We start from the raw sequence: 15588 nt of genomic DNA on the forward strand, positions 1-15588 counted from the left end.
CGTGCGGGGCGAGGAGCACGGCGATGCAGCCGCGGGTCGATTCGGGGGAGTCGATCCGGTCAAGGATTCGAAGGGGAATCATGAAACGACGCATTCTCGCCGCGCTGGCGGCGGTGGCACTCGCCCTCGGCCTGACAGGCGCCGGGGCCGCAAGCGCGACGGCCGCGCCGCCGCAGCCGGTGGCGAAATACGTGGCTCTCGGCGATTCCATCGCGGCGGGCCAAGGCGGAGGGGTTCCCCTCGACTCGTGCGCGCGCACCGACGGAGGCTACGCCGCCCAGCTCGACGACGTGCCGAGGATCAGTCTGCTCCGCAACGCCGCCTGCACCGGGGCGACGATCGACGACACGTGGGCCCAGTTGTCGCAGGTGAACCGCGGCACCACGCTCGTGACGCTCACCGTGGGCGCGAACGACCTCGGCCTGGACACCGTCTACGCACCGTGCGCGACGGTTCCGGACGGCGGCGACCTCAACGCCTGCCTGGCGGCGGTCCAGGCAGTCATCGGCGACGCACCCGGGCTGATCGAGCCGCTCGCGATGCTGATCGCCGGCGTCGCGCAGCGCGCGCCGAACGCCACCATCGTCGTCACGGGCTACCCCTACCTGCTCGAGCCGGTGAACCTCGAAGAGTGTCTGGAGTTCCTGAGCATCCAGGGGTGCCAGGCCCTCACTTCCCTCGTCTTCGCCGTGAACAGCGCGACGGGCACCCTCAACGGCGCCATCCAGGCAGCCGTGGCGATCGCCGCCGAGAACGGTGCGAACGTCGTCTACGCCGGCGTGGTCGAGGCGTTCGCCGGGCACGGTGTGCAGCTCGTTCCGGAGGCGCCGAGCGACCCGTGGTGGGGACTCGACCCGGTGAACGACCCGGCCGGCTTCCTGCACCCGACGTACGCCGGATACACCGCCTACGCGCAAGTGATCCTGTCGGTGCTGTAGAGCCGACGCCACGGCCGCTCACGCCACGGTGCCGCGGCCGATGAGATGACGGATGCCGCAGCCGCGGCATCCGTCATCGTCTGCTGTCGTTCCGGATCGGCGGAGGAGGCGTCCCCCACCCCAGGGGCAGAAGAGCGGATGCTGCGACCTGGCAGACTCGGACGGTGACGCTTCTCGAGACGATCGCGGCGGCGGCCGCGGCATCCGGATCCACATCGGGATCGCCGGACGCCGACGCGCTGTACGACGCGTTCGTCGAGTGGGCGGGGGATCAGGGCTTCGCGCTCTACCCCGCACAGGACGAGGCGGTCATCGAGATCGTGTCGGGCTCCCACGTGATCCTGTCGACGCCCACGGGCACGGGCAAGTCCCTCGTGGCGGTCGCTGCCCACGCGGCGTGTGTCGCGCGCGGCGGGCGCACGTACTACACGGCGCCGATCAAGGCGCTGGTGAGCGAGAAGTTCTTCGCGCTCGTCGACATCTTCGGCGCCGCGAACGTCGGCATGGTCACCGGCGACTCGTCCGTCAACCCCGACGCCCCGATCGTGTGCTGCACGGCCGAGATCCTCGCCAACCTCGGGCTCCGCCAGGGCGCCGACGCCGCGGTCGATCAGGTCGTCATGGACGAGTTCCACTACTACGGCGACCCCGAGCGCGGGTGGGCCTGGCAGGTGCCGCTGCTGCTCCTGCCCCGCGCGCAGTACGTGCTGATGTCGGCGACGCTCGGCGACGTCACCACGATCGCCGAGGATCTCGAGCGCCGCACGGGCCGCACGGTCTCGCGCATCACCGGCGTCGAGCGCCCCGTGCCCCTGCACTTCTCGTACGCCCGGACGCCCATCCACGAGACGGTCGCGGAGCTGCTCGAGACCGGCGAGTCGCCGGTGTACATCGTGCACTTCTCGCAGGCCGCCGCGATGGAGCGGGCGCAGGCGCTGTCGTCGATCCGGATCGTCTCCCGCGAGCAGCGGGATGCGATCGCCGAGGCGATCGGCGGCTTCCGCTTCACGACCGCGTTCGGCCGCACGCTCTCGCGCTACGTGCGCGCGGGCATCGGCGTGCACCACGCGGGCATGCTGCCGCGCTACCGGCGCCTGGTCGAGACGCTCGCGCAGCGCGGGCTGCTGCGCGTCATCTGCGGCACCGACACCCTGGGCGTGGGCATCAACGTGCCGATCCGCACCGTGCTCATCACGGCCCTGTCGAAGTTCGACGGCACGAAGATGCGGCAGCTGACGGCGCGCGAGTTCCACCAGATCTCAGGCCGTGCCGGCCGTGCCGGGTACGACACCTCGGGGACCGTGGTCGTGATGGCGCCGGAGTGGGAGATCGAGAACGAGGCGGCGCTCCGCAAGGCCGGCAACGACGCCGCCAAGCGCAAGAAGATCGTGCGCAAGAAGGCGCCGACGGGCATCGTCAACTGGGGCCTCGGATCCTTCGAGCGCCTCGTCGAGGCCGAGCCCGAGCCCCTCGTGCCGCAGTTGCAGCTCACCGCCGCCATGCTCATCAACGTCATCGCACGCGGCGGCGACGTGTTCGAGAACGTGCGATCCCTGGTGTTCGACAACCACGAGCCGCGCGCCCGGCGCTACGAGCTCGCGCGTCGGGCGATCGCGATCTTCCGCACGCTGCTCACGGCCGGCGTGGTCGAGATCGATCGCTCCGGGCATCCGGATGCCGCGGGTAGAGGCATCCGTCTCACCGTCGATCTGCAGCCGAACTTCGCCCTCAACCAGCCGCTCTCGCCGTTCGCGCTCGCCGCGATCGAGCTGCTCGACCCGCAGGACCGGCCCACCGGCCCGCAGAACTCCACGAATCCGATCGGCGAGCCCGCCGGATCGGGTGAGGAGACGCCCCCCGGACCGGATGCGTGGAGTTCATCGCGCGTCAGTGCGGGAGTCGGAACCGGGCACTACGCGCTCGACGTGGTGAGTGTCATCGAGGCGACGCTCGACGACCCGCGGCCGATCCTGTCGCAGCAGGAGTTCAAGGCGCGCGGCGAGGCGGTCGCCGCCATGAAGGCCGACGGCATCGATTACGACGAGCGCATGGCGCTGCTGGAAGAGGTCACCTACCCGAAGCCGCTCGACGAGCTGCTGAGCCAGGCGTACGAGGTGTTCGCGTCGAGCCAGCCGTGGGTGCGCGACTTCGAGCTGTCGCCCAAGTCGGTCGTGCGCGACATGTTCGAGCGGGCACTGTCGTTCTCGGAGCTCATCTCGCTGTACCAGCTCGCCCGCAGCGAGGGCCTCGTGCTGCGGTATCTCTCCGACGCGTACCGTGCGATGCGGCAGACCGTGCCCGCCGAGGCGCAGACCGATGAGCTGCACGACCTCGTCGCGTGGCTCGGCGAGGTCGTGCGGCAGGTCGACTCCAGCCTCGTCGACGAGTGGGAGGCGCTGGTCAACCCGGTCGACGACCCATCGGCGCCCGTCGTTCCGCCCGCGCCGCCGTCGGTGCTGACGAACCGGCGCGCGTTCGGCGTGCTGGTGCGCAACGAGCTGTTCCGGCGCGTGCAGCTGGCCGCGCTGCAGCGCGACGACGAGCTCGTCGACCTCGACCCCGACGTCGACTGGCCGGCCGCGCTCGACGCCTACTTCGACGACCACGACGCGATCCTGACGGGCGGCGCGGCGCGGTCGCCGCGGCTCGTGACCGTGGACGAGACGGATGCTGCGGCGTCGGGGGTCTGGCGCGTCGAGCAGACGATCGACGACCCGGCGGGCGACCACGACTGGCGCATCCGCGGCGTCGTCGACCTCGCAGCCTCGGAGGAGGCGGGCACCGCGGTCGTGAGGGTGACCGAGGTCGTGCGGCTGTAACCGCGCGCTGCGTCTGCGGGATCAGGAGATCCGGCGTAGGCGGGAGGGCGGGTGGCGAAGCGCCCTGTGCTCGCCAGGTCTCCTGTTCCGGTCGACGTCAGCCGAGCCCGAGGCCACCGTCGGTCGACAACACCTGGCCCACGACCCACGCGCCGTCGGATGTCGCGAGCCAGCCGATGAGGCGTGCGGGGTCGGCGGGTTCGCCGTAGCGGCCGAAGGGCGTCGACCGCATCCACGCCTCGATCTCCTCGAGCGGCCGGTCGGTCGTCTCGGGATCGAGGTAGCCCGTGTTGACGGGACCCGGATCGATCGTGTTGAGGATGATGCCGAGGTCGAGCAGCTCTGCCGCCACCGTCTTCGTGACGCCGGCAAGCGCGGCCTTGCTCGCCGCGTACGCCACCTCGCCGCGCATCGCTCCGTGGATCTGCCCCGACGTCATCCAGAACACGCGCCCGGTCGGCTCGGCGAACGGACCCCGCCGCTCGACGCGCTCACCGGGACGCGAGGCGGGGTCGGGTGCGCCCGCGTGCGGCGCCGCGAACTCCCGCGTCAGCAGCAGCGTCGACCGCGTGTTGGTCTGCCAGAACGCGTCGAGCCGCTCGGCCGTCATGTCGAGGATCGACCCGTCGTCGCCTGACTGCGCGTGGTTGCAGACGAGGATGTCGAGCCGCCCCGTCAGCGCCTTCGCGGCCCCGATGACGAGGGGGACGGATGCTGCGTCCCGCAGGTCCGCGCTCATGTCGCCGAGCTGCGCGCCCGGCGCGAGTTCCGCGCGCAGGGCCTCGCGCACGGCGTCGAGGTCGTCGCCGCCCCACGGCAGGCGTGTGTCGTGCGGGCGGTAGTGGTGGAGGAAGACGTCGGCGCCGAGCCGCGCGAACTCGGTGGCGACGGCAAAGCCGATGCCCCGCCGGCGCGAGACGCCGGTGACGAGAGCGGTCTTGCCGGCGAGCGGCAGGGACGACGGGGAGGAGAACATGCGATGCCTTTCGAGGACGCCGGCACGCGGCATCCGTGATTCTGCGTCCGCGCGGATCGCGCAAGACGGGGTGGTGACGGAGACGGGTCACAGGCATTGCATGCGACGAGGCTAGCGGATCGCCGGACCCGGTCCCGCATGGGGGGCGGCGTTCTCGGGGATGATGGCGGCATGCCGACCTACGTGGCGTTCCTGCGGGCGATCAACCTCGGGGCGAACCGGAAGTTCCCGAAGGCCGACATCGTGCGTGTGGTCGAGGGCGTCGGGTTCACCGACGTCGAGACGCACATCAACACCGGCAACGTGCGGTTCACGACACCGATGCGCTCGCGGGCGAAGATCGAGAAGGCGCTCGAGGACGCGTTCGCCGCCGACCGAGGGTTCGAGGTGCCGGCGATCGTGTTCACGACGGCCGAGCTGAAGGCGATCGCGGCTGAGGCCTCGATCTTGAGTGAGAAGCACCCGGGACTGGCGCGGCACTACGTCTACCTGCTCAAGGACGGGCTGCCGAAGGCCACCGTCGCGCGCATCGCGGAGATGGCGACGGACGCCGGGGAGATGGTCGTCAGCGGACGCGCGGCGCACGCCCTGCTGGGGCCGGGGTACCAGGCGGGCAACGTCGATCCGCTGGGAGCCGCGAAACTGCTCGGGGTCGCGACGAACCGCAACCTCAACGTCATCACGACCCTCGCCGCCAAGTGGTGCTGAACTCGCCGTGGCGCGGCTTCACCTGTCCTCAATTGAGGACCAGGGCCGGAATGCGGACCCCATCCCGGCGCGCCGCCCCTCGTCTCGGCCCCGATCCTCAATTGAGGATGCCGAGAGGCTCCTCCACACGACCCAGGGAACTGAGTGGGGTTCGACTTGTGCACCGGGGCGGGCGCGCGGGGGGAGCGCGTCCGATGCCGCGGCTACCCTGGGACAGGTGACAATCCCCCAGGGCGACCCGTACGCCGACCTCGCGTGGGAGCCCGAGTTCGCGCCCCCGCCCGACGACTCGTGGGCGCCGCCGGAGGACGGATGGATGCCGCCGCCCGACCCGGTGGCGGGCGGCTCGACGTCGATCGACCCGTTCGCAGGAGCCGGTCCTCGCCGGGACTTCGCCGGCGTCGACGCCGGCACTGTGCTGAGAGAGGTGTACGGGTACGACGCGTTCCGGGGCGAGCAGGGCGCGATCGTCGACCACGTGATCGCCGGCGGCGACGCCGTCGTGCTCATGCCCACCGGTGGCGGCAAGAGCGTCTGCTACCAGGTGCCTGCGCTCGCGCGCCCGGGCACGGGGCTCGTCGTGAGCCCCCTCATCGCGCTGATGCACGACCAGGTCGATGCGCTCGTCGCCAACGGCGTGCGCGCCGCCTACCTCAACTCGACGCAGGCGCCGCCCGAACGCGCGGCCGTCGAGCGCGCATACCTCGCGGGCGAGCTCGACCTGCTCTACGTCGCCCCCGAGCGGCTCAACACCGAGACGACGCTGCGGTTCCTCGCGCGGGGAAAGCTCAGCGTCATCGCGATCGACGAGGCGCACTGCGTGTCGCAGTGGGGCCACGACTTCCGGCCCGACTACCTCGCGTTGGGCGCCCTCGCCGAACGGTTCCCCGGGGTGCCGCGCCTCGCGCTGACGGCGACGGCGACGCCCGCGACGCACCGCGAGATGACAGAGCGGCTGCAGCTGCCGCAGGCGCGCCACTTCGTGTCGAGCTTCGACCGCCCGAACATCCAGTACCGCATCGAGGCCAAGTCCGACCCGCGGCGTCAGCTCGTCGCGTTCATCCGTTCGCAGGGGTCCGGCGCGGCGGGCATCGTCTACGCGCTGAGCCGCAAGTCGGTCGAGCAGACGGCCGAGTTCCTCTCTGCGCAGGGCGTCGACGCCCTGCCGTATCACGCGGGCCTTCCCGCCGAGACGCGCGCCGCGAACCAGTCCCGGTTCCTCCGCGAGGACGGCGTCGTGATGGTCGCGACGATCGCGTTCGGCATGGGCATCGACAAGCCCGACGTCCGCTTCGTCGCGCACATCGACCTGCCGAAGTCCGTCGAGGGGTACTACCAGGAGACCGGCCGCGCGGGCCGCGACGGCGAGGCATCCGTCGCGTGGATGGCCTATGGGCTCGGCGACGTCGTGCAGCAGCGCCGCATGATCGACCAGTCGCCCGGCGACCGCGCGTTCAAGACCCGGCTCGGTCAGCACCTCGACGCCATGCTAGGCCTGTGCGAGACGGTCGGATGCCGCCGCCAGAACCTGCTCGCCTACTTCGGCGAAGCCTCGGCCCCGTGCGGCAACTGCGACACGTGCCTCGAGGCGCCGGACACGTGGGACGGGCTCGTGCCCGCGCAGAAGCTACTGTCGACGATCGTGCGGCTGCAGCGCGAGCGCGGCCAGGCGTTCGGTGCGGGCCACCTCGTCGACATCCTCCGCGGCGCCTCGACCGACCGCATCCGGCAGCAGGGCCACGACCGGATCTCGACGTACGGGCTGGGCGCCGACCTCAGCGATCAGGACTGGCGCAGTGTGATCCGCCAGCTGCTGGCCCGCGGCATCCTGGTCGCCCGCGGCGAGTACGGCACGCTCGCTCTCGGTGAGTCGGCGTCCGGCGTGCTGCGCGGGGAGACGCCCGTGCCCCTCCGCCGCGACGTGATGGGCCGCTCCGGCGGGATTGCGCGCGTGCGCAAGACCACCGCTCCCGAGAGTCTCGACCCCGCGAACGCCGGCCTGTTCGAAGCGCTGCGCGCCTGGCGCGCCGGCGTCGCGAAAGAGCTCGGCGTGCCGGCCTACATCGTGTTCGGCGACGCGACGCTGCGCGCGCTCGCCGAGCGCCGGCCCGAGAGCCTCGCCGACCTCGACGGCGTCTCGGGCATCGGCGCCAAGAAGCGCGAGGCCTACGGCGAGGCCGTGCTCGCGGTGGTCGCCGCCGACTGACGTGGGGCGGCCGCGTCAGGCGGTCGCAAAGCCCCGCCAGCTCGTGTGCTCCCACCGAGCGCCACGATGTGCGCGTACGAGGAGGTTGGCTTCGGCTTCAACAAGGGCGTGCTCACGGGCCTGCTGCGCGAGCGCTTCGGCTTCGACGGCATCGTCTGCACCGACTGGGGCCTCGTCACCGATCAGCCGATCATGGGCACGGACTTCGCCGCCCGCGCGTGGGGCGTCGAGCACCTCACCCCCGCGGAACGCATGGTGAAGATCCTCGACGCCGGCGCAGACCAGTTCGGCGGCGCGCACGACCCGTCGCTGCTTCTCGGCCTCGTGCGCGACGGCCTTGTGAGTGAGGAGCGCCTCGACGTCTCCGCCCGCCGCCTGCTCCGCGAGAAGTTCGAGCTCGGCCTGTTCGAGAACCCGTTCGTCGACGTCGAGGCGGCCGACGCCATCGTCGGGTCGATCGAGTTCCGGGCCGCCGGCGAGGCCGCGCAGCGCGCCTCGATCACCGTGCTCTCGAACGACGGCACCCTGCCCCTGCGCCGCGGTGTGAAGCTCTACGTCGAGGGCGTCGCGCCCGACGTGGCAGCGCGGTTCGGCGAGGTCGTCCAGACGCCGGAGGAAGCGGATGCTGCGATCCTGCGCTTGCAGGCGCCGTACGAGCAGCGCGGCACGATGTTCGAGAACTTCTTCCACGCGGGGTCGCTCGACTTCCCCGAGGAGGTCGTCGCCCATGTGCGGGAGGTGTCGGCGGTCGTGCCGACGATCGTGGACGTGTTCCTCGATCGTCCCGCGATCCTCGGCCCGATCGTGGAGGTCGCAGCCGCGGTCGCAGCGAACTGGGGCGCGGGGGCCGACGCGCTCCTGGACGTGCTGACCGGCGCGGCCCCGGCGACGGGCAAGCTGCCGTTCGATGTGCCGGGCTCGATGGCGGCGGTCGAGGCATCCCGTCCCGACGTCCCCTTCGACACCGCCGACCCGCTGTTCCGCTTCGGGCACGGCCTCTCGCTCAAGCCGTAGACCGCCAGGCACGGGCCATGACTCAGGCAGAACGGCCGCGGGAGACTGTTGCGGCGGCGCTTCGCGCCGTTCTGCCTGAGTTGTGCGCCGCCGAGTGGCGGTGCCGGCGGAACGGGCGGGCGTGCCGGCTGCCGTGCCCTGGCCGAGCTACCGGCGGCGCCGGGCGTGAGTCCAGGACGCCCACAGTCGCATAACTCAGGCAGAACGGCCGCGGGAGGCTGTTGCGGCGGCGCTTCGCGCCGTTCTGCCTGAGTTGTGCGCCGCCGAGCGGCGGTGCCGGCGGAACGGGCGCGGGGCTACCCGGCGACGCCGGGCACGACCACGACGGGCACGGATGCGTGGCGCAGGATCTTCGAGGCGCTGGAGCCCAGGAACACCTGGGCCAGACGGTGCGTCGACGATGACCCCACGACCATGACATCGCCCTCGGTCCAGCCGACCGACGAGACCGCGGTGCCCCAGTCGCCGGCGGCGGCGATGCCGTACTCGAGCTCGTCGTCCGAGAACCCGAGCGTCTTCAGGTGCGCGGCCGCCTCTTGCTGTGCGGCGGCGGCCTGCACCGCCCACAGCTCGATGACCTGGGTCTGCGCGTGGCTGATGTCGGTGGTGACCGGACGACGCGACGGATTCACGAGGAACGTGATCAGGCGCATTCGGGCCGACGCGATCCGGCTGAACTGGGCCACACGGTTCAGCAGCGACCAGCTGGCGTCGTCGTCGCGGAAGCCGACGGTCACCCTCGTGACCGCGCTGCTGGTGCGGTAGCTGCGCGGCGCGATGGCCACCGGCAGGGGTGAGGAATGGACCAGCCGGTCGGTCTTGGAGGTGAGCCGGATGCGCCCGGGCTCGGCATCCTCGGCAGATCCCACCACGATCATCCGCGCGTCCCGCGCCACCGCCTGCTCGATCAGCGTCGCGGGCGCCGACCTGCCTGCGACCCACACCGCCTCGGCGGGGATGCCGGGGTGGTGGGCGAAGTCCGCCAGGGCGAGCTCCGCGCTCAGCCGCCCCTCGCCCGCGGCCCACTCCTCGTACTCGCGGTCGACGCCGCCGGCGAGCGGGGTGCCCCACCCCCGCGGAACGACCGACACCGCGACGACCGGCTCGGGATGCGAGCGAGCGAACTGGAACGCGAGCTCGATCGCGCTGCGATCGTCGTGGCGCGGTCCGTAGCCGACGAGGTACGTCACGTCTCGTCCTCGGGATGGATCGGCTCGGCGATCTGCTCCGGAGAGGTGTAGTCGTTCAGCGTCGCGTGCTTCCGTCCGTAGAACCAGTAATAGAGCAGCACGATCGCGATCCAGGTGCCGAAGATCACCCACGTGACGGCCGCGAGCCCCGACAGGATGTAGACGCACGCGGCGATCGTGAGGATCGGCACCACCGGGTAGAGCGGAACCCGGAAGGGCCGCTCGAGGTCGGGCTTCGTGCGCCGCAGCACGATGACCGCGAGCGCCACGACGCTGAAGGCGACCAGCGTGCCGATCGAGACCGTGTCCCACAGGTAGTCCGACGGAACGAACCCGGCGATGACCGCGACGATCGCCGAGACGACGATCGTGTTGTAGATCGGCGTCATGGTCTTGGCGTTGACCTTGAGGAACCGGCGGGGGACGAGGCCGTCGCGCGATATCGAGAACAGGATGCGGGTCTGGCCATAGAGCGTCACCAGCGTCACCGAGAAGATCGAGACGACCGCGCCGGCCGCGAGGATCGTGCCCCAGACCGGGTTGCCCGTGATGTTCTCGAGGATCTGCGCGAGGCCCGCCTGGCTGGCCTCCTCGGTCGAGAAGAACTCGACCGGTTCGGCGGCCAGCCCCGCGATCGCGACCAGGATGTACACCGTCGAGACGATGATGAGGGCGCCGATGATCGCCTGCGGGAGCGCCTTCTGCGGATTGCGCACCTCCTCGCCCGCCGTCGCGACGGCGTCGAGGCCGATGAACGAGAAGAAGATCGTCGCCGCGGCGGCGCTGATGCCGGCTGCGCCGAACGCGAAGAAGTCCTCGAAGTGGTCGGCGTTGAAGGCGGTGAAGCCGAGGACGATGAACAGCGCCAGCACCCCGAGCTTGATCAGCACCATGATCGTGTTGACCGTGGCCGACTCGGCGACCCCTCGGATGAGGAGCAGACAGCACAGGCCCACGAGGACGACGGCGGGCAGGTTGATGATGCCGCCGGTCGCCGCTCCATCGGATCCGGGGATGAATGACACCGAGAGGGCATCCGGCAGCCGGAATCCGAGGGTGTTCTCGAGCAGCTCGTTGAAGTAGCCGCTCCAGCCGACAGCGACCGCCGAGACGGCGACGCCGTACTCCAGCAGCACGCAGCCCGCGATGATCACCGCCCAGATCTCGCCCAGTGCGTGGTAGGTGTACGAGTAGGTGGAGCCGCTCACCGGGATGGCGGAGGCGAGCTCGGCGTAGCACAGCGCCGAGAGGCCGGCGCAGATCGCGGCGACGATGAACGAGATGATCACCGCAGGGCCCGCCTCGGGGATCGACTCGCTCAGAACGAAGAAGATGCCGGTGCCGACGGTCGCGCCGACGCCGAACATCATGAGCTGGAACGTGCCGATGTTCCGGGCGAGCTCTTCGCCCTTGTGGTGTTTCTGCTGGATGACGATGGGCTTGCGTCGAAAGAGCTGCTCGCCGAGTGCGGCCATGTCGGACTCCCCACGAGGTGGCCCGGGCCATCGCGCCCGGGTCTCCCCAGTCTGGTGGGCGAGGCGCAGCCGGTACAGACCCGTGCTGCGCGCACCTGTCTGAGAGTCCAGACAGGCGGCAGGGCGGACGGATGCCGCGCCACGACCTCGCGGCGCAGCATCCGTCCGCTCGGAGGAAGCACAGAATCGGAGGTTGTCGCCGGCGCCCCCGATTCAGGGTCCTGACCCGCGGACTACAGCTCCTGCGAGAAGTAGTACGCCCGCTCGCCGGTATCGGGGTCGACGCCCTGGAAGCCGTGTCGCTCGTAGAAGCGCTGCGCATCGACGTCGGCCTGATCGACGTTGATCTCGATCGCCGACACGCCGTCACGACGGCAGTCCGCGATCAGTCGGTCCACGATCGCGCCGCCGATGCCGCCGCCTCGGGCGTCAGGCACGACGTACATCTCGTCGAGGAGCGCCACCGGTCCGGGGTACCAGACGTTGGGTCGCAGCGTCAAGAGCGCGACGCCACTGGCGGGCTCCCCGCCGAGGAGGGCGAGCGTCTGCCCGTCGGCGAGAAGGCGCCGCAGCCGCTCGGCCAGCACGAACGGACCGGGCGTGTCGGTGTCGAACTCGGTGTTGAAGTCGTGCAGCAGGCGGGCGACGACATCGGCATCGTCGACCGTCGCTCTGCGCACCGGTTGAGGGGCCATGTCTCAACGGTAGAGATGCGTGAGCCCCGCGTCACGTGCTCCTGTGGATCCACGACCCGCCCCCTAGGCTGGCAGCGGCGGGCGACGGCGCCCGCCGACGGGGCGGGGGCCGGGAACGTGTCAGGGGAGAACGGCGTGGCCACGAGCAACATCGAGATCGCACAGCGGGCCGAACTCTGGCCGATCACCCGGATCGCCGAGGGGCTCGGCATTCCTGACGAGGAGCTCGAGCCCTACGGCCGCTACAAGGCGAAAGTGTCGCTGCGGCACCTTCGCACGCTCCGGGAAAGGTCGCGTGGGCGGCTCGTGCTCATGACCGCCGTCTCGCCGACGCCCGCGGGGGAGGGCAAGACCACGACAACCGTCGGCCTCGGCGACGCGCTCACCCGCATCGGCGAGCGGGCCATGATCTGCCTGCGCGAGCCCGCGCTCGGGCCGGTGTTCGGCATGAAGGGCGGAGCGGCAGGCGGCGGCTACGCGCAGGTCGTGCCCATGGAGGACATCAACCTTCACTTCACCGGCGACTTCTCGGCCATCGGCATCGCGACGAACCTGCTCGCGGCGCTCATCGACAACCACGTGCACCACGGCAACGCGCTCGGCATCGACGTACGCCGGGTGACCTGGCGGCGCGTGCTCGACGTCAACGACCGGGCGCTGCGCGACGCAGTGATCGGGCTCGGCGGCCCCTCCAACGGCTATCCCCGCGAGGACGGCTTCGACATCGTGGTGGCGAGCGAGGTGATGGCGATCTTCTGTCTCGCGACCGGTCTCGCCGACCTCAAGGATCGCCTCGGTGAGATCGTTGTCGCGTACACCCGCGACCGCACCCCGATCCGCGCCCGCGACCTGCACGCGCACGGCGCGATGGCGGCGATCCTCCGCGACGCGCTCGCCCCGAACCTGGTGCAGACCCTCGAGCACACGCCGGCGTTCGTGCACGGCGGGCCGTTCGCGAACATCGCACACGGGTGCAACTCGTACCTCGCGACCGATTCCGCGCTGCGCATGGCCGACTACGTCGTCACCGAGGCCGGCTTCGGCGCCGACCTGGGCGCAGAGAAGTTCGTCGACATCCTGTGTCGCACCACCGGCCTCCGGCCCGACGTGGCCGTGGTCGTCGCGACGGTGCGCGCGATGAAGTACCACGGCGGCGTCGAGGTCGCCGACCTCCCGCGCGAGAACGTCGCGGCCCTCCAACACGGCACCGCAAACCTCCTGCGCCATCTGGAGACCCTGCGCGAGACCTGGGGGATCCCGACGGTCGTCGCGGTCAACCACCGCGCGGAGGACACGGATGCTGAGACAGCGGCGCTCGTCGCGGCTGCCGAGTCCGTCGGGGTCACGGCCGTGGTCGCGAAGCACTTCGCCCAGGGGAGCGCCGGGGCGGAGGATCTGGCGCGCGAGGTCGTGAGGCTCTGCGACGCGCGCGCCGCCGAACCCGAGGAGGCAGCATCCGCTCTCCGCTTCACGTATCCGGATGACGCCTCCCTGTGGCGCAAGATCAGCGCGATCGCGACGCGCATCTACGGGGCGTCCGAGATCACCGCGTCGACCGCCGTCCGGGCGCAGATCAAGCGCCTGCAGGACGAGGGCTACGGCGGCTACCCGGTGTGCGTCGCGAAGACGCAGTACTCGTTCTCCACCGATCCGAAGCTGCGCGGTGCTCCGACGGGCCACGTCGTCGACATCCGCGAGGTGCGGCTGGCGGCGGGGGCGCGATTCGTCGTGATGATCTGCGGCGACATCATGACCATGCCGGGTCTGCCGGCCGTGCCCGCAGCCAACACGATCGACGTCGACGACGACGGGCGCATCGTCGGGCTCTTCTGACGCTCAGGTCGGCGGGAACGTCCGGACGCGCTCGACCCGCAGCACGTGGGGGAGAGCGGAGGCGTCGCGTGCGCCGTCGGCGCGCGGGAACTCGTAGATGTCGAGCATGAGCTGCATCGGATAGTCGATTCTCTGGCGCACGGTCTTGACCCAGCGGTGATCGATGAAGAACCGCAGCTCGTCGGAGGTCCATTCGACGGCGTAGTCGTGCATCTCCGTGAGGTCGCCCTCGACCCGGATCTTCTCGAAGTCCTGCCGCAGCCGCGGATCGTGCTGCGCCTTGACGCCGACGCCCACCCAGCCGCCCTCGTCATCGATCTCGGAGCCGAAGATCTCGGCGATGCAGATCTCGCCGCAGTCGTCGGGGCTGTCCTCGAAGCCGATCGGCCAGAAGGCGACCATCGCGTCGGGGTGGCGCACGGCGGCCATCCGCACCTCGATCACGCCGAACCGCGGCAGGTGGAGCCGGCGCTCGGGCTGCGCCTCGCGCACCACGAGACCCTCGCGGAAGCGGTGCTGCCCGATGGGGCTGCCGGCCGGTCCGGAGAACTGCCCGGTCTGCAGGTGCGAGACGCGGTTGCCCTCGTCGAACTCGGGCGACCACGGGGGTGTTTCCGCGTCGATGCGCAGCTCGAGTGCGTCCGGGGCGATCGAATAGCCCGCCGCGGTGCGCTCGCGCGACGACCAGTGCGGGAGGTAGTACGGCCACCACACCTTCTCGTCGAGGACGCCCTCGTCGAACCGCTCGTCGAGGTCGGGTTCGCGGCCGTCCAGGTCGAGCGGCGACAGGTCGAGCACCCAGATGTTGAACGAGAGCTCACCCCCGCGCCACGGCTCGGTGCCCGACCCGCGATGCGTGAAGCCCGCGGCACGGCACAGGGCGTTGGACGCGGGATTGTCCACGCCCGGGTAGGCGACGAGCAGTTCGCGGTCGCCTCGCGCGGCGACCAGGCGGATGACCAGGCGCAGCGCCGCGCGCGCGATCCCCCGGCCCTGCCACTCGGAGAAGACGTTCCACCCGGTCTCCCACGCCGGCGTGCCGTCCTCCTCGGCCTGCCAGTACCCGATGCCCCCCACCGGCGTGCCGTCGACCTCGATCCGGTACATGGCCGCCTCGCCGGCTTCTGCGAGGCGCAGATAGCGCTGCTGACGCTCGTCGAGCTCGGCCGCCGTCTCGGGACCGCCGAGATGCGCCTCATCTCGGGCGTGTTCGCGCGTTCGAGCAGCGGCAGGTCGCCGCGTCCCCACGGGGCGAGGGTCACGGCGCCGTCGGACGCGTGCATGGTCGAGGAGCCGTCTGTCAGCGGTCGGTGACGAGGATGGTGTTCCCGTCGGGATCGGTCGCAGTGAAGAACAGGCAGCGCTCGGGGTCGCCGAGCTCATCACCCGGGTGCGCGCCCAGCCTGGTGAGCCTTTCGTGCACGGAGGCGAGGTCGTCGACGCGGAAGTTGCAGGTCGCCCACGGCAGGCCCGGTTCGACATGGATGCCGCTCTTCGGGCCCATCAGCGTCACCTGCCCGTGCGACCCCGCGAGCACGCTCGAGAAGTCGCTCTCCTCGAGGATGCCCAGGCCGAAGGCGTCCGCGTACCAGTGCGCGCTCGCGCGCGGGTCGTGCACGGGGATGAACGCTGTCGTGATGGCCGTCGGCGGTGGTGCCATGGCGATGAGCCTACGACCGTCCAGCGACGACGCACAGGCCGTACGCGCGTCAGCCTGTGCGCCTCGCACAACGC

The 15588-nt window shown here is 70.9% G+C and carries 12 protein-coding genes; 6 read left to right on the plus strand and 6 right to left on the minus strand.

Going from position 1 to position 15588, the window contains the following annotated elements:
• Positions 1–80: 80 nt before the first annotated feature.
• On the plus strand, positions 81–938 hold the full coding sequence (locus tag MRBLWH3_RS05210) for an SGNH/GDSL hydrolase family protein (protein WP_363429355.1): 858 nt from the start codon (positions 81–83) through the stop codon (positions 936–938).
• A 164-nt stretch (positions 939–1102) separates the two neighbouring features.
• Positions 1103–3757 carry a DEAD/DEAH box helicase gene (locus MRBLWH3_RS05215; protein WP_414685294.1) on the plus strand — a complete coding sequence of 885 codons (2655 nt, stop codon included), beginning with the start codon at positions 1103–1105 and terminating at the stop codon, positions 3755–3757.
• Positions 3758–3854: 97 nt separating this feature from the next.
• Here MRBLWH3_RS05215 and MRBLWH3_RS05220 read toward each other — a convergent pair whose 3' ends face one another.
• A complete protein-coding gene (locus tag MRBLWH3_RS05220) occupies positions 3855–4733 on the minus strand; it encodes an SDR family oxidoreductase (RefSeq protein WP_363429357.1) in 879 nt (292 codons plus the stop codon).
• A gap of 171 nt (positions 4734–4904) precedes the next feature.
• On the opposite strand from MRBLWH3_RS05220, the gene MRBLWH3_RS05225 reads away from it, so the two are divergent.
• The 3 genes from MRBLWH3_RS05225 (at position 4905) to MRBLWH3_RS05235 (ending at position 8661) form a co-directional block, all read left to right on the plus strand.
• Positions 4905–5441 carry a DUF1697 domain-containing protein gene (locus MRBLWH3_RS05225; RefSeq protein WP_363429359.1) on the plus strand — a complete coding sequence of 179 codons (537 nt, stop codon included), beginning with the start codon at positions 4905–4907 and terminating at the stop codon, positions 5439–5441.
• A gap of 217 nt (positions 5442–5658) precedes the next feature.
• The gene (gene recQ, locus MRBLWH3_RS05230) at positions 5659–7647 is read left to right on the plus strand and encodes a DNA helicase RecQ (RefSeq protein WP_363429361.1); all 1989 of its coding nucleotides are present in this window, start codon (positions 5659–5661) and stop codon (positions 7645–7647) included.
• A 66-nt stretch (positions 7648–7713) separates the two neighbouring features.
• Positions 7714–8661: a glycoside hydrolase family 3 C-terminal domain-containing protein gene (locus MRBLWH3_RS05235; protein WP_363429363.1), complete on the plus strand. Its 948-nt coding sequence runs from the start codon at positions 7714–7716 to the stop codon at positions 8659–8661.
• A 296-nt stretch (positions 8662–8957) separates the two neighbouring features.
• On the opposite strand, the gene MRBLWH3_RS05240 is transcribed toward MRBLWH3_RS05235, so the two are convergent.
• The 3 genes from MRBLWH3_RS05240 to MRBLWH3_RS05250 all read right to left on the minus strand — a co-directional run bounded on the left by MRBLWH3_RS05240 (position 8958) and on the right by MRBLWH3_RS05250 (position 12021).
• Positions 8958–9851: a universal stress protein gene (locus MRBLWH3_RS05240; RefSeq protein WP_363429365.1), complete on the minus strand. Its 894-nt coding sequence runs from the start codon at positions 9849–9851 to the stop codon at positions 8958–8960.
• Positions 9848–11326: an APC family permease gene (locus MRBLWH3_RS05245; protein WP_363429367.1), complete on the minus strand. Its 1479-nt coding sequence runs from the start codon at positions 11324–11326 to the stop codon at positions 9848–9850. Before MRBLWH3_RS05245 ends, MRBLWH3_RS05240 begins: the two co-directional genes overlap by 4 nt.
• Positions 11327–11559: 233 nt before the next feature.
• Positions 11560–12021 carry a GNAT family N-acetyltransferase gene (locus MRBLWH3_RS05250; RefSeq protein WP_363429369.1) on the minus strand — a complete coding sequence of 154 codons (462 nt, stop codon included), beginning with the start codon at positions 12019–12021 and terminating at the stop codon, positions 11560–11562.
• 135 nt (positions 12022–12156) lie between these two features.
• Between MRBLWH3_RS05250 and MRBLWH3_RS05255 the strand changes: the two genes are divergently transcribed.
• Complete coding sequence (locus MRBLWH3_RS05255) at positions 12157–13854, plus strand: formate--tetrahydrofolate ligase (protein ID WP_363429371.1); 1698 nt, start codon at positions 12157–12159, stop codon at positions 13852–13854.
• 3 nt (positions 13855–13857) lie between these two features.
• Here the strand turns inward: MRBLWH3_RS05255 and MRBLWH3_RS05260 are convergent, their stop codons facing one another.
• Both MRBLWH3_RS05260 and MRBLWH3_RS05265 read right to left on the minus strand, forming a co-directional pair.
• On the minus strand, positions 13858–15102 hold the full coding sequence (locus MRBLWH3_RS05260; RefSeq protein ID WP_363429372.1) for a GNAT family N-acetyltransferase: 1245 nt from the start codon (positions 15100–15102) through the stop codon (positions 13858–13860).
• 52 nt (positions 15103–15154) lie between these two features.
• Positions 15155–15514: a VOC family protein gene (locus MRBLWH3_RS05265; protein WP_363429374.1), complete on the minus strand. Its 360-nt coding sequence runs from the start codon at positions 15512–15514 to the stop codon at positions 15155–15157.
• Between the last annotated feature and the right edge of the window lie 74 nt (positions 15515–15588).

Source organism: Microbacterium sp. LWH3-1.2, assembly GCF_040675855.1.
Classification (GTDB): domain Bacteria; phylum Actinomycetota; class Actinomycetes; order Actinomycetales; family Microbacteriaceae; genus Microbacterium.